The organism is Streptomyces africanus (genome assembly GCF_030816955.1).
In the GTDB taxonomy this organism is placed as follows: Bacteria; Actinomycetota; Actinomycetes; order Streptomycetales; family Streptomycetaceae; genus Streptomyces; species Streptomyces africanus.
Window position 1 is genome coordinate 8,322,875 of sequence record NZ_JAUSYP010000001.1, and the last position, 24,718, is coordinate 8,347,592.

Genomic DNA, 24,718 nt, shown 5'->3' on the forward strand with positions numbered 1-24,718 from the left:
GATCACCGACCGCCGCTTGTCACGAGGGGCCTGTTCCGCGCTTGTCGTGAACCTCAGCCCGCATGACCGAGACGGCGGCTGAGCTCGTCCGCTCCCGCGACCAGCAGCGGCGCGAGTTCGTGTATCCGCTCCAGGGTGAGCCGGAAGGCCGGCCCTGACGCGCTGAGGGCGGCGACGACCTCGCCGTCCGCCGAACGCACGGGAACGGACAGGGCGTTGAGGCCCTCCTCGTATTCCTCCAGCGTGATGGCATAGCCCTGTTCACGGGCTTCGGCCAGGTCCGCCTCCAGTTTCTTCCTGGAGGTCACCGTGCGCGGTGTCAGACGGGGGAGACCGGCCTCGGCGAGGAGCTCGTCGCGTTCCTCGCGGGTGAGGTGGGCCAGGAGGACCTTGCCGCTCGACGTGCAGTGCAGCGGCGTCAGCCGTCCCACCCAGTTCTGCGCGGCGATGGCCGACGAGCCGCGTACCTGGTAGAGGTTGATCGCGTGGTGGGACTCGAGCACGGCGATGTTCAGCGTCTCGCCCACTTCGTCGACGAGACGCTCACAGATCCCGCGCCCGTGTCTGGTGACGGCGATACGGCCCGTCACGGCGCCGGCCAGGCGCACCACGCCGAAGCCGAGACGGTACTTTCCCCGTTCGCTCTCCTGCTCGACCATCCCGTGCGCTTCCAGCGCGCCGAGCAGACGGAAGGCGGTGGACTTGTGGACGTCGATCGCCGCGGCCACTTCACTCACGCCCGCCTCTCCGTGCTGGGCGAGGATCTCCAGCACGGCGACGGCACGGTCAACGGATTGCACTCCGCCACTGGGAGCGCCTGCGGTCTCAGCGCCGAGGTTGCTCATGGCGAAACTCTAGGTGGAATGAGCAACAGGCGTGAGGGGGTGGAGGCTATTTTCCTCGGCGGATTTCTCAGCGGGTTCCTCAGCAGATCCCCCAGCGGGATCCTCAACGGAAGACGACCGTACGGTTGCCGTTGACCATGACGCGGCTCTGAGTGTGCCATTCCACCGCCCGCGCCAGGACCTGCGCCTCGACGTCGCGCCCCAGGGCGACCATACTGTCAGGCCCCTGTGAGTGGTTCACGCGGATGACATCCTGCTCGATGATGGGTCCCTCGTCGAGGTCCGGGGTGACGTAGTGGGCCGTCGCTCCGACGAGCTTGACGCCGCGTTCGTACGCCTGGACATAGGGGCGGGCGCCCTTGAAGCTCGGCAGGAACGAGTGGTGGATGTTGATCGCCCGGCCTTCGAGCTGCTTGCACAGGTCGTTCGACAGGATCTGCATGTAGCGGGCGAGGACCACCAGGTCGATGTCCAGCTCGTCGACGAGCTCCATCAGCCGCGCCTCCGCCTCGGGCTTCGTCTCCCGGGTGACGGGCACGTGGTGGAAGGGGATTCCGTAGCTCTCGGCGAGCGGCTCGAAGTCGCGGTGGTTGGAGACGATCGCCGGCACCTCGATGTTCAACGCGCCGGTGCGGCAGCGGAAGAGCAGGTCGTTCAGGCAGTGCCCGAACTTCGACACCATGATCAGCGTGCGCGTCGGCGTCGACGCCTCGTACAGCTGCCAGGAGATCCGGTACGCCTCCGCCACCTGGGCGAAGCCGGACTTCAGGTCCTCCAGCGTCATGCCCGGATCCGAGACGTCGAAGTGCACCCGCATGAAGAAGCGGTCCAGCAGCCGGTCGTCGAACTGCTGGCTCTCCTGGATGTTCCCGGAGTGCCGGACCAGGAAGCCGGTGACGGCGTGGACGAGGCCCGAGCGGTCGGGGCACGACAGGGTGAGGACGAACTCGCGGCCGGCTGTGGGTCCATGAGACACGGAGCCCTCCCAGAGGAAGTGCGTATTACGCAACGAGCTGACTGATACGCAACATGGTCCAGGCTGCGACCGTCTGCGGTCAAGGGCTTGACACTGCTTCGGGCGGACTGCACCGTGAGTTGCGTAGCAAGAAGCTCGTTGCACATGAGGCAACCGCTCGCCCCACCCGAGGCGCTTCACTCCGAGGTGAACCATGACTACGACCGGCCTGCCGGAGAGCCTGATCGCGACCCTCCCCGGTGACCACTACACGGACCCGGAGATCTTCCGCCTGGAGCAGGAACGCATATTTGAATCCATGTGGTTTTGCGCGGCACGCGCGTCGGAGCTGGCGAAGCCGGGCGCCTTCCGGACCGTGGACGTCGGGCGCGAGAGCATCCTGCTGACCCGGTCGCGGGACGGCTCCGTCCGGGCCTTCTTCAACGTGTGCCGGCACCGGGGCGCGAAGCTGTGCACGCAGGAGTCCGGCGAGGTGAAGCGGGCTTTCCAGTGCCCGTACCACGCCTGGACGTACGACTTCAACGGCAAGCTGGTCGCGGCCCCCAACCTGACCAAGATGCCGGACGTCGGCCGCACCGAGTACGGCCTGGCGAGCGTGGCGGTACGCGAGTGGCTCGGCTATGTGTGGGTGTGCCTGGCCGAGAACCCGCCCTCGTTCGAGCAGTCGGTGATCGGAGACGTGGTGGCCCGCCTGGGCGACGTGGAGTCCATCGAGCGGTACGACGTCGAGAGCCTGGAGGTCGGCCGGCGGATCGTCTACGACGTCAAGGCCAACTGGAAGCTCATCATCGAGAACTTCATGGAGTGCTATCACTGCGCGACGATCCACCCCGAGCTGACGGAGGTCCTCCCGGAGTTCGCCGACGGCTACGCGGCGCAGTTCTACGTGGGGCACGGCGCCGAGTTCGGCTCGGACGTCCAGGGCTTCACCGTGGACGGCTCGCAGGGCCTGGACCGCATCCCCACGGTCTCCGAGGAACAGGACCGCCGGTACTACGCGATCACGGTGCGCCCGCAGGTGTTCATCAACCTGGTGCCCGACCACGTGATCTTCCACCGGATGTTCCCGGTGGCGGTCGACCGCACGATCGTGGAGTGCGACTGGCTGTACCTGAAGGGCGTGGTGGCAAGCGGCCGGGACGTGAGCCGGTCGGTGGAGTTGTTCGACCGCGTCAACCGGCAGGACTTCGACGCCTGTGAGCGCTGCCAGCCCGCGATGAGCTCCCGGCTGTACGCCAAGGGTGGCGTCCTGGTGCCCAGCGAGCACCACATCGGCGAGTTCCACGACTGGGTCCAGGACCGCCTGGGCACCCGCGCGAACCTCGCGGAGAGCTAACGAGCTCGTTAGGGGGTGTCCGCGGGGCACTGCCGAGGACCCAGGTGACTCCCGTCTGCGGGTGGGCCCGCCGAAGGACCACGCCGCGGGCGTTCCCGCGGTCACGTCCTGGCTGCGCCACGCCCACGCGCAGATGGGCGTCCGCCGTCATCGCCCGGAGTTGGGTGCCCTCGACTCACCTGACCATGCCGATCTGCGCTGTCCGCCACTGAACGAGGCGGGCTTCTACAGCGCCCCCAACTGCTCAGGCGTCGCGGACGTCTTCGCGCTCGATGCCCAACTGCTCGATCGCCGACGTCATGTGCGCGTGCAGGATCTCCTGGGCCGCTGCCGCGTCTCCGCGCGCGATCGCGTCGGCGATGGGCGTGTGGGACGTCGCGGACATGGCCAGATCGCGGCGTTCGCCGGCAGCGCTCATGATGACCACGCGCATCGGTCCCTCGAGTTGCCGCCAGGTCTTCAGGAGTATCGAGTTGCCGGAGAGTTCACACAGCAGGAGATGGAAGCCGAGATCGGCTTCGACCTTCGCGGCCAGATCCGCGCCTGTCGTGAAGGCGTCGTGAAGCTTCTCCAGGGCCTTGCGCAGGGCCTCGGCCGCTTCCTGCCTGCGCGGTGACGCGATGATCTGTGCCACCGCGAGTCCCTCCAGCGCCTCCCGGACCTGGAAGAGTTCCCGCACTTCGGTCGGGGTCAACTGGGACACACGCAGCATGCCCCGGGCTCCCGCCGTGACGAGCCCCTCCTGCTGGAGATGGCGCAGGGCCTCCCGTACCGTGCCGCGGCTCACCGACAGGTGCTCGGCGATCTCCACCTCGCCGAGGTGGTCGCCGGGGCGGTACTGGCCGGTCGTGATGGCCGTCCGCAGGGCCACGAGCGCCTGCTCCCGGAGGGTCGTCGAGCGGGTGAGACTGGAAAGCGCCTGACCGGACACGGTCGAACCCCCTTCAACTCCACGAGTGATCATAGTAGCCCGCGACGCTGTCATCTGTTGACAGTCGGCAATTCTGGGCCGATCCCTGCCGGGTGGGTTGACACGTCTTGCCGCCGGGCTCAGCATCGACTCTCGACTGTTAACAGTCGACAGCCAACAGCCCGATCTGGGACGCCCGCCTACGATCAAGGAGGATCGGCATGGCTGAGTTCACAGCGCCGCAGCAGGCGGCGCAGGGTTCGCCGGAGCGCCTGAGAGTCGCCATCGGATGCGGAGTCGGCGCGACCATCGAGACGTACGACTTCATCGGCTTCGGAACGGCCGCGGCCCTCTACTTCGGCGACGTGTTCTTCCCCGACTCCGACCCGCTGTCAGCCACCTTGCTGTCCTTCGCGACGCTCGGTATCGGCTTCGCCGCACGGCCCCTGGGCGGCATCGTCGCCGGGCACCTCGGCGACCGCGTCGGCCGCAAACCCGTACTGGTCGGATCGCTGCTGCTCATGGGCATCGCGACCGTGCTGATCGGCTGTCTGCCCACCTACCAGATGGTCGGAGTCTGGGCGCCGATCCTGCTGGTGGCCGTCCGCGTGATCCAGGGGCTCGCCTTCGGCGCCGAGTGGGGCGGTGCCATCCTGATGACCTTCGAGCACGCCCCGTGGCGACGACGCGGCCTCTACACGGGCATCACGCAGGCCGGCTTCCCGGTGGGTCTGCTGCTCGCCAACCTCGCCTTCCTCCTGAGCCGGCACACGCTGGACGACAACTGGGCCTGGCGCGTGCCGTTCCTGCTCAGTGCCGTCCTCATCGCCGTGGGCATCTTCATCCGGCTCAAGATCGACGAATCACCCCAGTTCGAGGCCCTCAAGGAGTCCGGCGAGGTCGTCAAGAACCCGCTGTTCGCGGTGATCCGGGACGACTGGCGCAACGTGCTGCGGGCCTTCTGCCTGCGCATCACCGAAACGGCGGGATACGCCGTCTCGGTCACCTTCGTCCTGTCCTACCTGGACGACGGCGACGCCCCCGACGTCTCCGGCACCACCAGCCTCACCGCCCTGGTCACCGCCGCCGCCCTCGGCATCGCCGCCACCACGCTCTGGGGCCGCCTGTCGGACAGGGTCGGCCGCCGCCCGGTCTATCTGCTGGGCTGCGCGGTGAGCGTCGTATGGGGCGTCCCGCTCTTCCTGCTCGTCAACACCGAAGCCGCGGCACTCATCCTGATCACCTTCGTGATCAGCTATGCCGTCTGCCAGAACTCACTGGCCGGCGTCCAAGGAGCCTGGTTCTGCGAGCTGTTCGCCGCCAGGACGCGCACCGCCGGAACCTCCCTCGCCTACCAACTCTCCGCGGTCGTCTCCGGGTTCACTCCCATGATCGCCACTGCCCTGTACTCCGCCACCGGATGGACCGGGCCCGCGGTTCTCTTCAGCTGCTACGGGCTGTTGGGCCTCCTGGCGACGTTGCTGACGCGTGAGACGTGGGGCGTCGACGAGCGCCGGGAAGCCGACCGCGCCGTGACCGCGTCCGCCGAACCCGCTCTCCCCGCTGCCCACTGACAGAGATGAGGAACAACGTGATGTCCACTCAGGCACCCGCAACAGGGGTGCCGTCCCTCCGGCGCACCGCCGCCCTGAAGGACTCCGCCTACCGCATCCGTAGGCACGCGCTGGACATGGGGGAGACCCAGGGCCAGGGCTACATCGGACAGGCGCTCGGCGTGGCCGACATCCTGGCCGTCGTCTACCAGGACGTCCTCAACCACCGTGCCGACGAGCCGGACTGGCCGCAGCGCGACAGGTTCCTGCTGTCGATCGGCCACTACGCCATCGCCCTGTACGCGGCGCTCGCCGAGGCCGGCGTGCTGGACGTCGCCGAACTCGCCACCTACGGCAGCGACGACTCGCGCCTGCCCATGTCGGGCATGGCGTCCTACACACCCGGCATGGAGATCTCCGGCGGCTCCCTCGGCCACGGACTGGGCGTCGCCACCGGCATGGCGCTCGGCCTGCGCCACCAGGGCAGCGACGCGCACGTGTACAACCTGCTGTCGGACGGTGAGCTGGACGAGGGCTCCACCTGGGAGGCGGCGCTCGCCTGCGCCCACCACGGTCTGGACAACGTCACCGCTATCGTCGACGTCAACGCCCTCCAGGCGGACGGCCCGACCAAGGGCGTGCTGCGCACCGAGCCGGTCACGGCCAAGTGGGAGGCGTTCGGCTGGCACGCCCTCCGCGTGGACGGCAACGACATCGAGGCGCTCCTCGCGGCCTTCGACAGCCTGCGCGGGCACCGGGGATCACCGGCCGTGCTCATCTGCGACACCAGGATCGGATGCGGCGTACCGATGCTGGAGACCCGGGAGAAAGCACACTTCATGCGCGTCGAGGAGCACGAATGGCAGCTGGCCCGCGAGCAGTTGACGGAGCGTCACCGTACCGCCGCCCGGAAAGAGGGAACCGTTCGATGAACACCCCGGCACCGACCCAGGTCGCCCAGCGCAAGCTCACCACCTCCGCGATGATCGCCTCGATCGCCGAAGAGGGACAGCGCACCACCAAGGCCCCCTTCGGACACGCGCTGGCCCGGCTCGCCGACGAACGCCCCGACGTGGTCGGACTCTCCGCGGACCTGGCCAAGTACACCGACATGCACGTCTTCCGCGAGGCCCACCCCGACCGCTTCTTCCAGATGGGCATGGCGGAACAGGTCATGCTGGGTGCGGCCGCGGGGCTGGCCGAGGTGGGCCTGACCCCGTTCGCCTCCACCTACTCCGTCTTCGCCACCCGCCGCGCCTACGACTTCCTCTGCCTCGACATCGCCGAGCCCCAGCTGGGCGTCAACGTCGTCGGCGCCCTGCCCGGCCTGACCACCGGCTACGGCCCCAGCCACCAGGCGACCGAGGACCTGGCCATCCTGCGCGGCATGCCCGGCCTGACGATCGTGGACCCGGCGGACTCAGTGGACATCGAGCAGGCCGTGCCGGCTCTGGCGGCCCACCCGGGTCCCACCTACATGCGGCTGCTGCGCGGAGCCGTGCCCACGGTCCTGGACGAGTACGACTACCGGTTCGAACTCGGCAAGGCGGCGGAGCTGCGTGGTGGCCGTGACGTGCTGTTCATCTCGACCGGACTGATGACGGTCCGTGCCCTGACAGCGGCCCAGGAACTCGAGGACGACCATGTGGACGTCGCCGTCCTCCACGTGCCGACGATCAAGCCGTTCGACCGCGAGACGGTGCTGCGGGAATCCGCGATGGGACGCCTGGTGGTGACCCTCGAGAACCACAGCGTCGTCGGAGGCCTCGCGGAGTCCGTGGCGTCCTGCCTGGCCTTCGCACGGCAAACGGCACGCCTCGTACCGATCGGGCTGCCGGACGAATTCCTCGCCGCGGGCGCGCTGCCCACCCTCCATGACCGCTATGGCCTCTCCGTCGCGGCGATCAAGGAACGCGTCCGCCGCGAACTCTGAGGACCGCGCAGGTCGTCGAGGCTCACCCCGTTTCCCACTCCTCAGGAGGACCCCATGGTCACCGAACACACCCCCCGCACCGCAGTCGTCACCGGGGCGGGATCCCTGCGAGGCATCGGACGCGCCACCACGCACGCCCTGGCCGCCGCCGGCTACCACATCGCCGTCCTCGACCTGGACAAGGAGGCCGCCGAGGACACCGCCCGGGAGGTCGCCGACCGGCACGGGGTGAAAGCCCTGGGGCTCGCGGCGGATGTCACCGACGCCGACGCGGTCGACGCCGCGATCGGGGAGATCGAAGCAGCACTCCCGCCGATCGGAGCCCTCGTCAACAACGCGGGGATCACGTCCCCGACCCGCTTCGTCGACGTCACGCCCACGGAGTGGGACCGGATCTTCGAGGTCAACGTCCGCGGGAGCTTCCTGGTCACCCACCGCGTGGCCGGCCGGATGGCCGAGCGGGGCTTCGGCCGCATCGTCTTCCTGTCGTCCGTCTCCGCCGAGCGCGGTGGCGGAGTGTTCGGGGGAGTGGCCTACTCGGCGGCCAAGGCCGCACTCCTGGGCTTCGCCCGGGCCCTCGCCCGTGAACTCGGCCCGTCCGGAGTCACGGTCAACTCCGTGGCCCCGGGCCTGATCAACACCGACATCACACAAGGGAAGCTGGACGAGGAGCGCAAGGCCGCCATGATCGCGGACGTTCCGGTACGCCGCATCGGCGATGTCGAGGACGTGGCCGACGTCATCGCCTTCCTGGCCCGGCCCGAGTCGGGTTACCTCACCGGCGCGACGTACGACGTCAACGGCGGGTCCCACATCCACTGAGGAGACCTCAAGCGACCGGGTGACGGCACGGCCCGGGAACATGCTTCACTCAGTCATCCGATCGGGCTCGGAACTGTCATATCTGCTGGGTGTCGGGCCGGGCCGTTACAGTGAGGCTCGCCGTATTCGACGCGTCGGAGCAGACCTTGGCGAACCTGTCCCACCTCGAGGAGATCTTCTCCGGCGAGGGCACCAGGCCGATGAGGCTGCCGCGCTGGCAGGCCGGCGGTTCACCAGCGAGCCTGGCGGTCACCTTGATCGCTGACTACACGTTTCCGGGCCGGGCTTGGTTGCCGGCGGCGGCGATCGTGGCGTTGCTGGGGGAGTTCGACGTGGCCGCCGGCGCCGCCCGTACGACGATCAGCAGGCTGGCGCGCCGAGGGGTGCTGGAGGGCAGTCGGCAGGGGCGGTACAGCTCGTACCGGCTGACGCGTCAGGCCGCTGTCGATCTGTGGAGCGGCGGTGGCTCCATCGCCACGTTCACCACGCAGCCCGACTCATGGGACGGATGGTGGACGCTGGTCGCCTTCTCCGTGCCGGAACAGGAGAGCACACGACGGCGCGCGCTGCGCACCGCGCTGCGGTGGCGGGGGTTCGCGCCGCTGTACGACGCGGTCTGGGCGTCGCCGCACCCGCTCACCCCCAAGGGGCGTGCCGAACTGGCGGACTTGGCGCTGGGGGCGGTGAGCGTGTTCCGCGCGCGACAGGTGGATCTCGAGACGGAGGCCAACCGCAACCCGATCGAGGCATGGGACCTGCCCGGCATCGCCGAGCAGTACGAGATCTTCATCCGGCGGTGGAGCAGTCTGCGGCCTCACATCAGCGCCGGTGACGTCACCGGCGCCGCGGCGGTGCGTGCCCGCACCGAAGTGATGAACACCTACCGTCACTTCCCGGTACTGGACCCCCTGCTGCCCATCGATCTGCTGCCGGCTGACTGGCCCCGTTCCCGTGCGCGGGACGTGTGCGTCGCGGTGTACGACGGTCTGGCCCACCCCGCCCAGGAACACGTCCGTTCGGTGGCGGCCCGGTCCGCGGACGGTCCGCACCTCGACATCAGTGCCCACACGATCGCCGGCATGAGCGCTGGAATCGGTCACAGCCACGGCTGAAGACCCGTCGTCTGACCCTGAGTTCAGACGTATTTGCGTCACAGCGATTGACAGATGAGAGTCCGGTGGTGACTCTTTCTGTTATTCAAACCTGGTGTGGGAGCGTTCACAGTCATGTGACCCCAGAGAGCAGACTCCACCGCATCGCTCCTCACCGCCTCGGGCTCCACGCGTGCAACCCCCCACTCACACAGGAGTCATCCATGAGCATGCAACGGCGTACTTTCCTGGCACTGAGCGCGGCCGGAGCAGCGGGCATGGGCGCGTCCCTGCTCGGCACCGGGCAGGCAGGCGCCATCGCCAGGCCGCAGGGCGCACCGACCACGCCGTTCGCGGTCGGCGTGCGCCGGTACGACTGGACCCGCGGCAGCCGCCCGTGCACCACATACGTCTACTACCCCGCCACCGGCACCCCCGGCGGCAACCCGGTGACGAACGCCCCGGTCGCGGGCGGTGTCTTCCCCGTCTACAACTTCACCCACGGCTACGGAAGCAGTCCGCAGAACTCCCTGTTCATCATCCGGGCCCTGGCCTCTGCGGGATTCATCGTCCCCGCGCCGCACTTCAACCACAACTTCAATGACGTCGACAACGGCAACTCCTCCAAGGACGTCTCGCAGATCCTCACCAACACCCTCGCGCTCAACGCGAGCGGTCCGTTGGCCGGGCACATCAACACCGGGCTCGGCGTCGGCGTCTCCGGCCACTCCCTGGGCGGCATGATCACCCATGGCCTGCTGACCTCCTGGCCCGACCGCCGGATCATCTCCGCCAACCCGCAGTCGTGCGTCGACATGGGCAACCCGTCCAGTTCGGTCTCCGCCAAGGTCCTGTTCGTCCACGGAGACCGGGACTCGACCACGGGGTACAACTCGGCCCGGCAGGCGTACAAGGAGATAGCCTGGCCCAAGGCGTTCCTCACCTTCGTCGGCGGCAGCCACACCAGCTTCTGGAGCGACAAGCGCTTCCCGAACACCGTCGTCGACTGGGCCCGCTGGAGCATGTACGGCGACACCGCCGCACGGGACCGCCTCCCTGCCGACGCGGCCGGGTCCAACACCAAGTGGGAATCCGTCCTGCGCTGAGAAGCAGCCGCTCCGCACGCCCGGCGTGACGTGCCCGCACGTGAGGCTCGTCCGACAGAATTGTCATGATCACGTCACTCAATGGGCGTGCGGGACGGCCGTCCCCTGATCATCCACGAACGCGTACAGCGAGGCGCTCGATCGCCGGGTCCACGACGGGCGCTTCACCAGGCATGCACCGCCCCCCCCACACCGGAGGTCACTGTGACCGACTCTCACCCGCGCCTACGCACGGCGCCGCGTCCACGAAGAATCCGCCGAGCTTCGGGTGGCCGTGTGGCAGGCGTTCTGGCCGCCGCCTTCACGCTGGCCGCCTCCGCGCTCACCGTGCTGCCCCAGACCGCGCAGGCCGCGACCGCGCGACAGGTGGAGCGCCTCGACCGAGGTCTGGTCAGCGTCCACACCAGTAGCGGGAACCTGGTGTCGTGGCGCTGGCTGGCCACTGACCCGAACGACGTGGCGTTCAACGTCTACCGCGGCGCCACCAAGCTCAACTCCTCGCCGATCACCGGCTCCACGAACTACTTCGACTCCGGCGCCCAGGACTCCGCCGACTACACGGTGCGCCCGGTGGTGAACGGAACCGAACAGGCCCCCTCCGAGCGCGCCTTGCAGTTCCGGTCGGGATACCTGGACGTCCCCATCACCCCGCCCGCAGGCGGCACCGCCCCGGGCAACTCGGCGTACACCTACGAGGCCAACGACGCCTCCCTCGGCGACCTCGACGGCGACGGCAGGCTCGACCTGGTCCTGAAGTGGCAGCCGACCAACGCCAAGGACAACTCGCAGTCCGGTTACACGGGCAACACGATCGTCGACGGCATCAAGCTGGACGGTACCCGGCTGTGGCGTATCGACCTGGGTCGCAACATCCGCTCCGGGGCGCACTACACGCAGTTCCAGGTGTACGACTACGACGGCGACGGCAAGGCCGAGGTCGCCATGAAGACGGCCGACGGCACCAGGGACGGCACCGGCGCGGTGATCGGCAGTTCCTCGGCCGACCACCGCAACTCCAGCGGCTATGTCCTGTCCGGGCCGGAGTTCCTGACGATGTTCAACGGCCAGACGGGCAAGGCGATGCAGAGCGTCGACTACGTCCCGGGCCGGGGCACCGTCTCCTCCTGGGGCGACAACTACGGCAACCGCGTCGACCGCTTCCTGGCGGGCACGGCGTATCTGGACGGCTCCCGCCCGTCGCTGATCATGGCGCGCGGTTACTACACCCGCACGGTGATAGCGGCCTGGGACTGGCGGAACGGCTCCTTCACCCGCCGCTGGACCTTCGACACCAGCTCCTCGACCAACAGCGGCAAGGGCTACGACGGCCAGGGCAACCACAGTCTGTCCGTCGCGGACGTCGACGCCGACGGCAAGGACGAGATCGTCTACGGCGCGATGACCGTCGACGACAACGGCAACGGACTGTGGACGACCAGGCTGGGCCACGGCGACGCCGGCCACGTCGGCGACCTCAACCCCACCCGCGCCGGCCTGGAGTATTTCAAGGTCTCCGAGAACTCCAGCTCACCGGGCTCCTGGATGGCCGACGCCCGCACCGGCCAGGTGCTGTGGCAGACGGCCTCCGGCTCGGACAACGGCCGGGGCGTCGCCGCCGACATCTACGCCGGCAGCCCGGGCGCGGAGGCCTGGTCGGCATCCGACACGACCCTGCGCTCGGCCACCGGCGCCTCGCTCGGCCGGGAGCCGTCCAGCATGAACTTCCTGTCCTGGTGGGACGGCGACCCGGTCCGTGAACTCCTCGACGGCACCCGCATCGACAAGTACGGCACCTCGGGCGACACCCGCCTGCTGACCGGATCCGGGGTCCACTCCAACAACGGGACCAAGGCCACGCCGTCGCTCGCCGGGGACATCCTCGGCGACTGGCGGGAAGAGGTCGTCTGGCCGACGTCGGACAACAGGGCCCTGCGGATCTACTCGACCCCGCACGAGACCAGCACGAAGATCACGACCCTGCTGCACGACACGCAGTACCGCACGGCCCTGGCCTGGCAGAACACCGCCTACAACCAGCCCCCGCACCCGAGCTTCTTCATCGGCAACGCCATGCCGACGGCTCCCCGTCCGACCGTCTACACGCCCTGAAGGAGAGATCATGCACCCCACCGAGGCTGTCGGTTCCGGGCGTATCAGCCGCAGGACCCTGCTCAAGGCCACCACCGCCACCGCCGGGGCGATCGTCACCGCCGCCGCGCTCGCCGAACTGGAGACGCCGGCCAACGCCGCCGCGAGTTTCGTCAAGGGCGTCGACATCAGCTGGGTGCCGCAGATGGAGGCGCGCGGCTTCTCCTGGAAGAACGCGAGCGGTCAGAAGCAGGACCTGCTGACCATTCTCAAGGGGTACGGCATCAGCGCGGTGCGGTTGCGCACGTTCGTCAACCCCTCCAGCAGCCCCACCGACGGGCACTGCGGCATCAACGAGGCCGCCGCCTTCGCCAAGCGGGTCAAGGCCGCCGGAATGTCGATCATGCTCGACTACATGTTCGGCGACACCTGGAACTCCGTCGGCGTGCAGAACCCGCCCGCCGCCTGGCGGAACATGAGCTACAGCCAGATGCGCACCGCCATGAGCACCTACGTGAACCAGACCATGACGGTTATGAGGAACAACGACGTGCTCCCCACGTGGGTCCAGATCGGCAACGAGATCAACAGCGGGATCTGCCGCCCCGTCGGCAGCGTCTCCAACCCGGCGCAGCTGACCGGGCTGCTCAACGCGGCGTACACCCAGGTCAAGACCGTGTCCCCGAACTCGATCGTGTGCATCCACCTGGCCCAGCCGCAGAAGTACGACGTGATGACGACGTTCTTCAGCCGCTACGCCGCGAACGGCGGCAAGTGGGACATGTCGGTGTTCTCCTCCTACGGCAGCGCCGACGTCGCCCCCGGGATCGTGGCGAACATGAGGAAGATCTCCGACGCCTACGGCAAGCCGTTCCTCCAGAGCGAGTTCGGCGGCCGGGTGGACCGGGCTTCCTCGACCCAAGCCTCGCTGGTCGCCTACATCAAGGCGCTGAAGGCCAACGGCGGGCAGGGCATCTTCTACTGGGAGCCGGAGTGCATGTCCCCGTTCACCGGCTACAACATGGGCGCCTGGGACTCCGCCACGCAGCGCCCCACCGTCATCATGAACGGCTTCACCCAGGCCTGAGCGACGGCCGTGGACCTCAACCCGGGGATCTCTCCGGTCAAGGATTGGGATATTGAAATGCGCATGACATTAGACCTCGAAGGGCATGGAATCAGGCTGGGTGCAGCGGGTCTGCTGACCTTTGTGACATTGGTCGGCACCGGTGCGGCGCATGCCGACGCCGCCACGCGGGCTCTGCCGGCCGGTTGTTCCGGAACTTCGCCGATCAAGTGTCACTACGCGGTCTCGCCCGGCAACTACGACGTGACGGTCTCCATCGGCGGCGCTGCTTCCGCCGGGCAGACCGAGATGTGGGTGGAGGCCCGGCGCCTGATGCTTCCGGCGACGAAGACGGCGGCCGGCGCCGTCGCCACGTACTCGTTCACGGTCAACGTGCGGCAGCCCGAGGGGCAGCCGACCGGCCAGGGCGGCACTGGAAACCCCGGTCTGGACATCCGGTTCGCGGGGGCCAACCCGCAGGTGTCGGCCGTCTCCGTGAAACCGGCGGCCCAGCCGATGGTCGCCTACCTGGCCGGTGACTCGACCGTGTGCGACCAGCCGGCCGCCCCCTACACCGGATGGGGCCAGATGATCACGACTGCGGTGCGTCCCGGCGCAGCTGTCGCCAACTACGCTGATTCGGGGGAGAGTTCGGGCAGCTTCCTGTCCAACTCGGCGCTCTTCCCGGCGCTGCTGTCGAAGGTCAGGGCGAACGACGCGGTGTTCATCCAGTTCGGCCACAACGACAAGCAGACCAGCGCGTCCGCCTTCCGGAACAACCTCACCTCCATGATCACGCAGGTCCGCGCGAAGGGCGGCGTCCCGGTCCTGGTGACCCCGCCGGTCCGCCGGCTGTTCGACGGCAACCGGCTCACGCCAACGGCGCTGCACGTAAACGGCGTCGGAGTCGACCTGCCCGCCCAGATGCGCTCGGTCGGCACGGCACAGAAGGTGCCGGTGATCGATCTGACCGCCAAGAGCAGGACGCTGGTCGAGTCCCTCGGCCCGTCCGCCTCCGCACAGCTCTTCCTGCGCTCCTCCGTCGACGGTGTCACGGACAACACCCACTTCTCGCAGTACGGCGCGACGCAGATCGGCGGGCTGGTGCTCCAGAGCATCCGGGAGCAGCGCCTGCCCCTGGCCGCGTACCTGCGCTGACCGAGGCGCGGCGGCGCCCGTCCCCGGGAAAGGACCCGATGAGAAACCTTCGGATACTCGTCACGACCGCACTGGTGATCGCCTTGTCCAGCCTCGGCGTTCGCACCGCGTCCGCGGCCGACAGCGTGGCGGCGAACTGCACCGGCGCCTCCCACACCCCGGCGGCACGAGCGGCGGCCGCGCCGGTCACTGTGTGGCTGGCCGGTGACTCCACCATGGCCAACCCGGGCGCCGCCCGTTGCCCGGTCGGCTGGGGCAGCCAGTTCGACGCTCTGTTCAACAGCGACGTGACGGTCAGGAACCAAGCGGTGGGAGGCCGCAGCATCCAGACCTGGCTGTACGAGGGGAACGTGAGCAGCACCAAGGGCTCGGACGGCGAGTGCCGCCTCACGTCCACCACGTACTCGTCCCGCTGGCAGGCGATGCTGAACTCGAGCACCGGCATGAAGGCCGGCGACTATCTCTTCATCCAGTTCGGCATCAACGACTCCTCCTCGACCTGCCCCCGGCACGTCGGCCCGGCCCGGTACCAGCAGCTGATGACCATGATGGCGAAGGCCGCCCTGGCCCGGGGCGCGCACCCGGTGCTGCTCACCCCGGTGGCCGCGATCACCTGCTCCGGCGGCATGGCGACCAAGAACCGCGGCTTCGTCTCCCAGACCTTCGCCGCCGGATCCGCGACCGGGGCGCCGGTCGTCGACCTGCAGGCGCTCAGCGTCTCGCGCTACAACAGCCTGCGCTTCTGCCCGAACAACGGCGACTACGGATCGGGCCCCGTGGGCGCCTTCTTCTGCAACGACCACACCCACTTCGAAACCTACGGGGCGCAGCAGATCGCCACGCTCGTCGCCGGTGACGTGCGCCGGCAGAACCTCCCGCTCGCCGCGTATCTCAGGTAGCGCCCGGGCGGCCGGAGGGCACCAGGCCGAGCGCACGGTTCCGCCGGCCGTGCCGCTCGACCGGGCGATGGGCGCACTGTCGGAGTAGTCCGGCCTGACTCGTGACGGCGGCCCGCCCGCTGTCAGGGAGCCGTGCCGAGATCCACGGCCAGTTCCTCGGTCTGAGTCCAGAAGCTGTCATCGGCGTCCTGGAGCCGGCCGGCGGCGTGTTTCATATGGCGGCGTGCGGCGGCCCGTGCCGCTTCGGGGTCGCCCGCCTCGATGGCGGCGAGGATGGCGTGGTGCTCGTCCCGGACCGCTTCGATGAAGTCGTTCCGGCGTGCCTCGTTCGCGCGCGTGACGCGGATGCCGCTGCGTGACACGTCGCCCAGGTACCGCACCGTCGAGACCATCACGGCGTTGCCGGTCGACTCGGCGATGGACCGGTGGAAGGCGAGGTCCTCGTCCACGCCGTCGCCGCCGGCCGCGACCGCCGAGTCGATGGTGTCCAGTGCCTGGCGCATCCGCGCGAGGTCGTGCGGTGTGGCCCGGGTGGCGGCGAGGCTGGCCGCCTCGCCCTCCATGGCCCGGCGTACCTCCACGATCTGCAGCACCTTCGCCTTGGTGTCGGCGGCGTCGAGGTCGAGCGGGCGGGTGCGCCGCGGCAGGACGAACACGCCGATGCCCTGCCGCGGTTCGATCAGGCCCGCGTTGCGGAGCCTCGACAGGGCCTCGCGCACCACGGTGCGGCTGACGCCCAGCTGCTTGACCAGCTCCACCTCGGTCGGCAGCCGGTCACCCTCGGCGAGCCGCCCCGACTCGATCTCCTCGGAGAGCGTCGCGGCGACCTGGTCGGCGAGCCGGACAGGACCGGGCACCTTGGAAAACATGGTTTTCAGTCTATAGACCCTCGCTCGGCTGCCCCGCCGTGAGCGGCCCGCCGACCAGGACCGCGTCACGGTGGTCGGCGGCGTAGTCCCGTACCACCGCTGCGAAGTCCGGATCGGGCTGGAGCCCGAGTGCCGCGGCCCGCGTGGTGTCGAAGACGGAAGGCCACGAACCCACGATGGCCTCGACATCAGGGTCGGGCGCGATCGTCACCAGGTCGGCGACGGCGTCACCGGCCAGCTGCCGCAGCGTGGACAGCATCTCGGCGACCGAGACCGTGAGCCCCGGAAGGTTGACCGGCAGCCCGCCCTCCAACCGGCCCCTCCCGGAACCGCGCTCCGCTTCCGCGATGCGGAGGATCCCCTCGACCGTGCGCCGGGGCGACGCCAGGACCACCCGCAGGTCGGGACGTACCGGGCAGATCGCGGGCAGGCCCGCCAGCGGCTCGCGGATGATGCCGGACAGGAAGCCGGAGGCGGCCGCGTTCGGCTTGCCGGGCCGCACCGACACGGTCATCAGGCGGGCCACGCGTCCGTCGAGGAACCCCCGGCGGGTGTAGTCCGCGACAAGCTGCTCGCAGACGAGTTTCTGGATGCCGTAGCTGGAGCGGGGCGTGGGCAGGGTCGACTCGCTGACCACCGGCGGGAGCGGCAGCGCCGGGTCGGAGCCGTAGACCGCCACGCTGCTGGCGAACACCAGGCGCGGTCGAGGCCCGCCGGCGGCCGACTGCGCCCGGGCGGCTTCGAGGAGCGCGCGGGTGGTGTCCAGGTTGGCGCTCATGCCCAGGTCGAAGTCGGCCTCGCACTCGGCCGAGACGGCGGCGGCGAGGTGGATCAGCACGTCCACCGGCTCCGCGAACACCTCGTCGAGGCACTCGGCCAGGTCACCGCGCACCGTCTCCACGAGCGGGTCGGCCGTCTCCGGAGCACCGGGCGGCACGATCCGGTCGGCGAGCACCAGCCGGTCGATCGGCGCACCGCGGAAGGTCCGCGTCCTGAGCAGGGTGCCGGTGACCTGTCGTCCCAGAAAGCCGAAGCCGCCCGTGATGACGATCCTCATACGGTGTCTCCTCGGTAGTCGTTCAACGGTAGTCGTCCAGCCAGCCGAGGCCTTCGCTCGTGCCGGCGAGGGGGACGTACTCGCAGCCGATCCACCCGTCGAAGCCCAGGTCGTCGACGACACGGAACAGGTGGCTCACGGCGAGTTCGCCCTGGTCGGGCTCGTGGCGGTCGGGCACGCCCGCGATCTGCAGATGACCGACCCGGCCGGTCGGCAGATCGCGGCGCAGGGTGGTGGTGAGGTCGCCTTCGACGATCTGGCAGTGGTAGAGGTCGAGTTGCACCTTGAGGTTCGGGGCACCCACCTCCCGCACGACCGCGTGCGCCTCCGCCTGCCGGGACAGGAAGTAGCCCGGCATGTCGCGGCCGTTGATCGGCTCGATCAGGATGTCGACGCCCAGCGCGGCGGCTCGCCCGGCGGCCCAGCCGAGGTTGGCCAGGTAGGTGGCGCGGTGCTCGGCCCGTTCCTCCGGCGTGGCGTCGGGCGGCAGGAGCCCGGCCATCACGTGCAGCCGCGGGCAGTCCAAGGCGGCGGCGTACTCCAGAGCCCGGGCGATGCCGGAGCGGAGCTCCGCCTCGCGGCCGGGCAGCGCCGCGATCCCGCGTTCTCCGGACTCCCACGTCCCGGGAGGGGCGTTGAACAGCACCTGCCTGAGGCCGTGGTCGTCGAGCCGGCGGCGCAGCTCCGTGGCGTCGTAGGCGTAGGGGAAGAGGTATTCGACGGCGGTGAAGCCGTCCGCCGAGGCCGCGGCGAAGCGGTCGGGGAAATCGTGCTCGGTGTACATCAGGGACAGGTTCGCTGCGAACCTCGGCATGGTGGCTCCTGTGTGGGGACCGGGAGGCCCGGTCAGCGGTTGACGACGTGTTTGTCGGTGGTGAGCACGGCGGCGGCGCCGACGACGAGGCTGAGCGCCAGGACGTACATCGGGAGTGATGTCGAGCCCGTGGCGTCCTTCAGCGCGCCGATCATGTAGGGACTGACGAAGCCGGCGAGGTTGCCGACCGAGTTGATCGCGGCGAGGCCGACCGCGGCGGCGGTGCCGCCGAGGAACGCGGTGGGCAGGGACCAGAACAGCGGCGCGCAAGTCAGCACGCCCGCCGCGGCGATGGACAGCGCGGCCAGGGACAGCGCGGTCGACCCGGCCCAGCCCGCCGCCAGCGAGAAGCCGACCGCGCCCATGAGACTGGGCACCACCAGATGCCAGCGGCGCTCACGGCGCTTGTCCGCCGAACGCCCGAGCAGGTTCATCGTGACGAGCGCGGCCAGGAACGGCACCGCGCTGAGCAGGCCGATCGCGAGGTTGCCCTCGATGCCGGTGGACTCGATGAACGTGGGCATCCAGAAGGTCAGGGCGTACTGGCCCATCACGAAGCAGAAGTAGATGAGGCACATCAGCCACACCTTGGGCTCGCGGAAGGCGTCCCAGACCCGGCCGTGCACGGTCTGGTGTGCGGCGTCCTCGGCGATCGCCCGCTCGACGACGACCTTCTCCTCGTCGGTGAGCCACTTCGCGGCACGCACGCTGTTGTCGAGGTAGAACAGCGTGGCCACGCCGATGAGGAGCGCCGGGATCGCCTCCAGCAGGAACATCCACTGCCAGCCCTCCCAGCCGTTCACGCCCTGGAACCGGTCCATGATCCAGCCGGAGAGCGGATTGCCGAAGATGCCGGCCACCGGGATGGCGGACATGAAGAGCGCGATCACCCGGGCACGGCGGTGGGAGGGGAACCAATAGGTGCAGTACAGGATCACCCCCGGGTAGAACCCCGCCTCCGCGGCTCCGAGGAGGAACCTGAGGACGTAGAACATCGCCTCGTTGTGGACGAACATGAACGCCCCCGAGACGAGGCCCCAGCTGATCATGATCCGGGCGATCCAGGTGCGGGCGCCGACGCGCTGGAGCATCAGGTTCGACGGCACCTCGAAGAGGAAGTAGCCGATGAAGAACAGTCCGGCGCCGAGGCCGTACGCCGCCTCGCTGAAGCCGAGGTCGTCGGCCATCTGGAGCTTGGCGAAGCCGACGTTGACCCGGTCCAGGTAGGAGACGACGTAGCACAGGACGAGGAAGGGGACGATACGCCGCACGACCTTGCGGAAGACGGCGTTCTCACGGGCGACGTCGGCGGATGCGGACGTCGTTATGGGCATGGACATGGGTGATCCCTCGTGCGGCTCGGGGGAATTCTCTGACGGGTGAGGAGCGGGTCACCACGCGGCGTCGAACGTGGACCTCAGTTCGTCGAGCGCGTGGGACGGGAGCGGCTCGGGGCGACGGTGGGTCAGGAGCCAGAGACGTGCCGTCTCCTCGAGTTCTTCGAGGACGGCGAGGGCGGTGGCCGCGTCGGGTCCCCAGACGACGGGGCCCAGCCTGTCGAGCAGCACGGCCTTGAGGGGCGTACGGCTCGCCGCGTGTGCGGCGATGCGGGCGGTCACCAGGTCGGCCACGCGCGGGTCGCCGGGCCGGTGGTAGGGGATGAGCGGGACGTGCCCGACCTTCATCACGTAGTACGGCGTGAGGGGCGGAAGCACGTCGGCCTGGCTCCACACCCCGGCCAGGGTGAGCGCGACCAGGTGCGTGGAGTGGGTGTGGATGACGAACCGGGCCGTGGGGTCGGCGGAGCAGATGCGGCGGTGCAGGGTCAGGGTCTTGCTGGCGCGGTCGCCCGCGATCTGCTCGCCACGGGCGTCGACCAGGGCGAGGCGGCCGGGTTCGAGGAACCCCAGGGCGGCGTCGGTGGGGGTGATCAGGTGGTGGTCGCCGGCCTTGGCGCTGATGTTGCCGGCGCTGGCGTGGACGTAGCCCCGGGCGAACAGGCTGGTGCCCACGCGGACGATCTCGTGGCGCGCCTCGTCGACAGCGTCGTGGATGGCCTCGTCGTGGCCTGTCCCGGCGGTGGTGCCCGGCTGCTCGGTCATGCGGCCTCCTCGTCCAGCAGGGCGAAGGCGGAGGTGAAGAAGTCGGGGCCGCCGAAGTTGCCGGACTTGAGCGTGATGTGGAGCGTGTCCCCGCCGGGGAGGGTGGCCGCGCACCACGGCACACCGGGGTCGATCTGCGGTCCGATCCTGAGCCCGGTGACACCGAGCGCCCGGACGACCGCTCCCGAGGTCTCACCGCCGGCGACGACGAGCCGGCGGACGCCCCGTTCCACCAGCCCCTGTGCGACGCGGGCCAGCGTCCGCTCCACGAGCTCACCGGCCTCGGCGGCACCGAGCCGGCCCTGGACCGAGCGGACCGTGTCGGCCGGCTCGGTGGAGTAGACCAGGACCGGACCGTCGTCCAGGTGTGACGCAGCGAAGGCCAGGGCCTGTCCGGCCACGTCCTCACCGGCCGCCACGCGCAGCGGATCCACGCGGAACGCGGGCCGGCCGCTGTTCAGGTACCGGCGGACCTGGCCGTTGGTGGCGACGGAGACCGAGCCGGAGACGATGGCCCGGTGGCCGCCGGGAGGCGGCAGCCGCGCGGCGGCAGGGGACGGCTCGACCCCCCAGTTCGGGGGCAGGCCGATCGCCAGACCCGAACCGGCGGTCACCAGCGGAAGCCCCCGGACCGCCGCACCCAGGCGCAGGAGGTCGTCGTTGGAGACGGCGTCGGCGATGGCGATCCCGACACCGTCCTCGCGCAGGGCGTCGATGCGGGCCCGGATCGCCTCGGCGCCGCCCGCGACGACCGTGTGGTCGATGAGGCCGACTGCCCGCCTGGTCTGCGCGCCGAGCACGGAGACCAGGTTGGAGTCGGTCATCGGGGTCAGCGGATGGTGGCGCATGCCGCTGTCGCCGAGCAGCACGTCACCGACGAAGAGATGGCCCTTGAAGACCGTGCGCCCGTTGTCGGGGAACGCGGGCGTCGCGACCGTGAAGTCGGTGCCCAGCGCGTCCATCAGCGCCTCGGTGACCGGCCCGATGTTGCCGGCCGGTGTCGAGTCGAAGGTGGAGCAGTACTTGAAGTACACCTGCTCGGCGCCCATGGACCGCAGCCAGGCGAGGGCCCGGAGTGAGGCCGCGACGGCGTCGGCGGCCGGGACGGTCCGCGACTTGAGGGCGATGACCACGGCGTCGGCGTCCACCGCCTGTGCGGCGCCGGCAGGCGGCACGTCGATCAGCTGGACGACGCGCATGCCCGCGCGCACCAGGTTGTTGGCCAGGTCGGTGGCGCCGGTGAAGTCGTCGGCGATGCATCCGAGGCGGATTCCCATGTCACGCCTCCACCGGCTCGGGCAGGGCGATCCCCGGGAAGATCTTGATCACCGCGCTGTCGTCCTCGGTCCCCAGTCCGGACGCCGATGCCTGGAGGAACATCTGGTGGGCGGTGGCGGCGAGGGGGAGCGGGAACCGCTCCGGGCGGGCGGCGTCCAGCACGAGCCCCAGGTCCTTGACGAAGATGTCGACGGCGGACAGGGGCGTGTAATCGCCGGCGAGCACGTGGGCCATGCGGTTCTCGAACATCCAGGAGTTGCCGGCGCTGTGCGTGATGACCTCGTAGAGCGCCTCGGCGGGAACGCCGGACCTGATGCCGAGGGCCATCGCCTCGGCCGCGGCGGCGATGTGCACGCCCGCGAGGAGCTGGTTCACGATCTTGACCTTCGAGCCGAGTCCGGCGCGGTCGCCCAGGCGGTAGACGGTGCTGCTCATGGCTTCCAGCACCGGGTCGGCGACGGAGTACGCGGCGGCAGAGCCCGACGTCATCATCGTGAGCTCGCCGGCCGCCGCACGGGCGGCGCCCCCGGAGACGGGAGCGTCCAGGTAGAGCACCCCCGACTCGGCCAGGCGGCCTTCGAGACGCGCGGACCAGCCCGGGTCGACCGTGGAGCACATGACGAAGACCGAGCCCGGGCGGAGCCGTCCGGCCGCCCCGTCGGCGCCGAACAGCACGGACTCGACCTGGTCCGCGTTGACCACCACGCCGACCAGGACGTCCACCGCGGCTGCCAGCTCGCCGCAGGAGGCGAACGCCGTGCCGCCGTCGCGGGCGAAGGCCGCGGCCGCCTCCGGCCGCAGGTCGTGGACCCCCACGTCGTAGCCCGCGTTCCGCAGACTGCGGGCCATCCCGAGGCCCATGGCTCCCAGTCCCACCACGCCCACACGCGGTCGTGCGGACTTGTTCTCGTCGTCCATGCCCATCCTCGTCCTGCCGTGTCGTCCAGAGGGGTCGGCTCCGAATCCCCGAGGGGAGATCAGGTCATATGATGACCTGAGGACAAAGATTTGCATGCTGTGATGTCGCTCACACGGGCGGAGGGCGTTTGCCGTGGCGTGGGTCAGCGGTACGGGGAGCGGCGGACGGTCAGGACGGCGACGTCGTCGTGCTGGTTGACGCCGCCGGCGAAGGCGCGGGCGTCCTCGTACAGGGCCCGGGGCAGTTCGGTGGGGGAGAGGGCGAGGTGTTCCGCCAGTCGCTCGTCGACCGGGTAGAACGTGCCGTCCGTGGCACGGGTCTCGGTGAGGCCGTCGGTGGTCAGCAGCAGTGTCGAACCGGCCGGGAAGTCGAACCAGCCCACGGTCGTCGGTTCGGTAGACAGCTCGGCGAGACCGAGCGGCACACCGGACTCCAGCGGCGGCGCCGCGACGACGCCGTCGTGGATCAAGCGGGGCGGAATGTGCCCGCAGTTGACGATCTGCACCTCGGCGTGGGCGTCGACGGAGACGACGAGCGCGGTGACGAACCGCTCGTCGTCGCCGTTCTGTTCGGCGTAGGAGTTGTGCCGGACGACCGCGGCGTCCAGGGTGTCGACGAGTGCGGTGAGCGTGGGTTCCCGGTGGGCCGCCTCACGGAAGGCGCCGATCACGGCGAACGCGGCCCCCACGGCGGCCAGCCCCTTGCCCTGCACGTCACCGATCAGCACCCGTGTCCCGAAGGGCGAGGCGATGACCTCGTAGATGTCGCCGCCCACCAGCCGGTCCTCCTGTACGGGTTCGTAGACGCCGTTGACCAGGACGTCGTCGGTGACCAGGGGCAGGGGGTGCAGGATGTGCCGCTGCATTGCGGCGGCGGTGGAGCGCAGGCGGAGCATCTCGTGCTCGCGTCTGATGCGGCGCTGGCAGGCGTAGACGGAGGTCACTCCCAGGGCGAGGGTGAGCAGGACCAGCAGGGCGCGGTCGAGCGACCGTCCCACGTCGCTGCCGCGCAGCAGCACGGTGAGGGTGACGATGGCCGTGGTCCAGGCGGCGACGAACCTCGTCTGCGCAGCGGTGCACAGCGCCGACGCCGTACCCGGAAGGAAGACCAGGAGACCGAGGAGCCACACCGCGGACCCGGACAGGGCGCCCAGGATCTCCACCAGGGCCGTCACCGAGAGCACGCCGACGGCCAGCTCGGCGTTGCCCGGCGGCTCGATCGCCTCAAGGGCGTCCGACGGCCTTCTCCGGCGGGTGTCGATCATGGGAACTCCCGGGCGGTTCGTGATCTCTCCCGTACGTTATGCAGGCCCGGCCCCTCGCGGGCCGGCGCCCCGCCGCGCCCTTGTCCGCCCGGGTTGCGCTGCGCCTACTGGTCCTCCCGGTCCTCCCGGTCATCGCGGTCGTCCCGGTCGCTCTGGTCGAGAAGCAGGCGTACGAAGTCGTTGAGCGGTCCGATGATGTCGAGGTCCTGGTCGAGGACCCACTGCAACTGGAGGCCGTTGAGCACGGCGGGGAAGAGAGCCGCGGCGCTCTCGGGGCTGACCCCCTCGCGCAGCCGGCCGCGGGCGGCCTCGTCGAGGAACCCATCGGCGAACTGTGTGCGCCCGCGTTGGTGTCCTGGCGTACGGCCCGCGCGCTGTTGCCTGACCCACGGTGCGCTCACTCTCCCCCAACGAAGCCGGTCCGGACAGGTCGTGCGCAGCGATTGACCGCTGAAAACCTACCACCGGTCACGGCGTCCTCTTCATACGGCGAGTGGCACGGAAGGTGCCCGTCGTGGCGGTATCGGTGGTGCCGTCGGGGAAGATCACGCGGGCGGTGGTGGCCGGCGGCACCTCGACGGTGAGCGTCAGCTCGTCCCCGGCCGTCCGCCACGATGATCTCGCGCTCACGC

Annotated in this window: 24 protein-coding genes; 11 read left to right on the top strand and 13 right to left on the bottom strand. The window is 69.7% G+C overall.

Features of this window, described 5'->3' with window-relative positions:
* Nucleotides 1-53: 53 nt before the first annotated feature.
* Complete coding sequence (locus QF034_RS37880) at nt 54-800, bottom strand: IclR family transcriptional regulator (protein ID WP_307179174.1); 747 nt, start codon at nt 798-800, stop codon at nt 54-56.
* A gap of 148 nt (nt 801-948) precedes the next feature.
* Entirely contained in the window at nt 949-1,821 is an 873-nt protein-coding gene (purU, locus tag QF034_RS37885) for a formyltetrahydrofolate deformylase (RefSeq protein ID WP_307179175.1), read from the bottom strand.
* A gap of 193 nt (nt 1,822-2,014) precedes the next feature.
* Between purU and QF034_RS37890 the strand changes: the two genes are divergently transcribed.
* The gene (locus QF034_RS37890) at nt 2,015-3,157 is read left to right on the top strand and encodes an aromatic ring-hydroxylating oxygenase subunit alpha (RefSeq protein ID WP_307179176.1); all 1,143 of its coding nucleotides are present in this window, start codon (nt 2,015-2,017) and stop codon (nt 3,155-3,157) included.
* Between the two features lie 244 nt (nt 3,158-3,401).
* Here QF034_RS37890 and QF034_RS37895 read toward each other — a convergent pair whose 3' ends face one another.
* Entirely contained in the window at nt 3,402-4,088 is a 687-nt protein-coding gene (locus QF034_RS37895; RefSeq protein ID WP_307179177.1) for a GntR family transcriptional regulator, read from the bottom strand.
* A 200-nt stretch (nt 4,089-4,288) separates the two neighbouring features.
* On the opposite strand from QF034_RS37895, the gene QF034_RS37900 reads away from it, so the two are divergent.
* From QF034_RS37900 to QF034_RS37945, 10 genes are all read left to right on the top strand, one after another.
* Nucleotides 4,289-5,641 (top strand): MFS transporter, encoded by a 1,353-nt coding sequence (locus QF034_RS37900; protein ID WP_307179178.1) that lies wholly within the window; start codon nt 4,289-4,291, stop codon nt 5,639-5,641.
* Nucleotides 5,642-5,661: 20 nt separating this feature from the next.
* Nucleotides 5,662-6,552 (top strand): transketolase, encoded by an 891-nt coding sequence (locus QF034_RS37905; protein ID WP_307179179.1) that lies wholly within the window; start codon nt 5,662-5,664, stop codon nt 6,550-6,552.
* A complete protein-coding gene (locus QF034_RS37910) occupies nt 6,549-7,553 on the top strand; it encodes a transketolase family protein (RefSeq protein ID WP_307179180.1) in 1,005 nt (334 codons plus the stop codon). Before QF034_RS37905 ends, QF034_RS37910 begins: the two co-directional genes overlap by 4 nt.
* 54 nt (nt 7,554-7,607) lie before the next feature.
* Nucleotides 7,608-8,375: an SDR family NAD(P)-dependent oxidoreductase gene (locus QF034_RS37915; protein ID WP_307179181.1), complete on the top strand. Its 768-nt coding sequence runs from the start codon at nt 7,608-7,610 to the stop codon at nt 8,373-8,375.
* A gap of 146 nt (nt 8,376-8,521) precedes the next feature.
* On the top strand, nt 8,522-9,487 hold the full coding sequence (locus tag QF034_RS37920; protein ID WP_307179182.1) for a PaaX family transcriptional regulator: 966 nt from the start codon (nt 8,522-8,524) through the stop codon (nt 9,485-9,487).
* Nucleotides 9,488-9,690: 203 nt separating this feature from the next.
* The gene (locus QF034_RS37925) at nt 9,691-10,572 is read left to right on the top strand and encodes an alpha/beta hydrolase family protein (protein WP_307179183.1); all 882 of its coding nucleotides are present in this window, start codon (nt 9,691-9,693) and stop codon (nt 10,570-10,572) included.
* A gap of 276 nt (nt 10,573-10,848) precedes the next feature.
* Nucleotides 10,849-12,681 (top strand): rhamnogalacturonan lyase, encoded by a 1,833-nt coding sequence (locus QF034_RS37930; RefSeq protein ID WP_370880914.1) that lies wholly within the window; start codon nt 10,849-10,851, stop codon nt 12,679-12,681.
* A gap of 10 nt (nt 12,682-12,691) precedes the next feature.
* Complete coding sequence (locus QF034_RS37935; RefSeq protein WP_307179184.1) at nt 12,692-13,747, top strand: glycosyl hydrolase 53 family protein; 1,056 nt, start codon at nt 12,692-12,694, stop codon at nt 13,745-13,747.
* 243 nt (nt 13,748-13,990) lie between these two features.
* Nucleotides 13,991-14,884, top strand: a complete 894-nt coding sequence (locus tag QF034_RS37940) for a rhamnogalacturonan acetylesterase (RefSeq protein ID WP_307179185.1) — start codon at nt 13,991-13,993, stop codon at nt 14,882-14,884.
* A 38-nt stretch (nt 14,885-14,922) separates the two neighbouring features.
* Entirely contained in the window at nt 14,923-15,783 is an 861-nt protein-coding gene (locus QF034_RS37945) for an SGNH/GDSL hydrolase family protein (RefSeq protein ID WP_307179186.1), read from the top strand.
* A gap of 122 nt (nt 15,784-15,905) precedes the next feature.
* Here the strand turns inward: QF034_RS37945 and QF034_RS37950 are convergent, their stop codons facing one another.
* From QF034_RS37950 to QF034_RS37995, 10 genes are all read right to left on the bottom strand, one after another.
* The gene (locus tag QF034_RS37950) at nt 15,906-16,652 is read right to left on the bottom strand and encodes a FadR/GntR family transcriptional regulator (RefSeq protein ID WP_307179187.1); all 747 of its coding nucleotides are present in this window, start codon (nt 16,650-16,652) and stop codon (nt 15,906-15,908) included.
* A 10-nt stretch (nt 16,653-16,662) separates the two neighbouring features.
* Nucleotides 16,663-17,709 carry a D-erythronate dehydrogenase gene (gene denD / locus QF034_RS37955; protein WP_307179188.1) on the bottom strand — a complete coding sequence of 349 codons (1,047 nt, stop codon included), beginning with the start codon at nt 17,707-17,709 and terminating at the stop codon, nt 16,663-16,665.
* 22 nt (nt 17,710-17,731) lie between these two features.
* Nucleotides 17,732-18,523, bottom strand: coding sequence for a 2-oxo-tetronate isomerase (gene otnI / locus QF034_RS37960; protein ID WP_307179189.1), 792 nt, complete (start codon nt 18,521-18,523; stop codon nt 17,732-17,734).
* A 32-nt stretch (nt 18,524-18,555) separates the two neighbouring features.
* Nucleotides 18,556-19,863 (bottom strand): MFS transporter, encoded by a 1,308-nt coding sequence (locus tag QF034_RS37965; protein ID WP_307179190.1) that lies wholly within the window; start codon nt 19,861-19,863, stop codon nt 18,556-18,558.
* 51 nt (nt 19,864-19,914) lie between these two features.
* Nucleotides 19,915-20,625: a class II aldolase/adducin family protein gene (locus QF034_RS37970; protein WP_307179191.1), complete on the bottom strand. Its 711-nt coding sequence runs from the start codon at nt 20,623-20,625 to the stop codon at nt 19,915-19,917.
* Entirely contained in the window at nt 20,622-21,902 is a 1,281-nt protein-coding gene (otnK, locus tag QF034_RS37975) for a 3-oxo-tetronate kinase (RefSeq protein ID WP_307179192.1), read from the bottom strand. The genes QF034_RS37970 and otnK overlap by 4 nt, the downstream gene beginning before the upstream one ends.
* 1 nt (nt 21,903) lies before the next feature.
* The gene (ltnD, locus tag QF034_RS37980; RefSeq protein ID WP_307179193.1) at nt 21,904-22,821 is read right to left on the bottom strand and encodes an L-threonate dehydrogenase; all 918 of its coding nucleotides are present in this window, start codon (nt 22,819-22,821) and stop codon (nt 21,904-21,906) included.
* A gap of 143 nt (nt 22,822-22,964) precedes the next feature.
* Entirely contained in the window at nt 22,965-24,086 is a 1,122-nt protein-coding gene (locus QF034_RS37985) for a PP2C family protein-serine/threonine phosphatase (protein WP_307179194.1), read from the bottom strand.
* 104 nt (nt 24,087-24,190) lie between these two features.
* Entirely contained in the window at nt 24,191-24,487 is a 297-nt protein-coding gene (locus QF034_RS37990) for a hypothetical protein (protein WP_307179195.1), read from the bottom strand.
* 67 nt (nt 24,488-24,554) lie between these two features.
* A complete protein-coding gene (locus QF034_RS37995; RefSeq protein ID WP_307179196.1) occupies nt 24,555-24,716 on the bottom strand; it encodes an alpha-L-rhamnosidase C-terminal domain-containing protein in 162 nt (53 codons plus the stop codon).
* Between the last annotated feature and the right edge of the window lie 2 nt (nt 24,717-24,718).